The sequence below is a fragment of the Photobacterium sp. R1 genome (genome assembly GCF_054600795.1).
Genome location: NZ_BAAHZP010000419.1, coordinates 1 through 289 on the forward strand (window position 1 = coordinate 1; position 289 = coordinate 289).

Consider the following 289-nt stretch of genomic DNA (forward strand, 5'->3'; position numbering starts at 1 on the left):
AGACAGTCTTATTACCAAAGGCCAGCATTTGCTGGCCTTTCTTTTTTTAAGAGTTCATGTAAATCAAGTAGTGCAAGACACTCTAACTTATACATTCTGATGCTTATGTGTTAGCTTTTGCGTTCTTAGGGCCAAAGCAGATTAGTGGGTATGGATATATGTATCAAATAGCTATCATCATTTTTGATGATTTCACGGATATCGATTTTTTTCTGCTACGCGATATTTTGGGAAGAAGCCAAAAAGACTGGGCCGTAAAAATATTGGGTACTAAGCCGTCACATATATC

Annotated in this window: 1 pseudogene; it reads left to right on the forward strand. The window is 37.0% G+C overall.

Annotation, left to right across the window (positions count from 1 at the left end):
- Positions 1-158: 158 nt before the first annotated feature.
- Positions 159-289 (forward strand): annotated as a pseudogene (locus ACYP03_RS25680) (DJ-1/PfpI family protein); the annotation flags it as partial.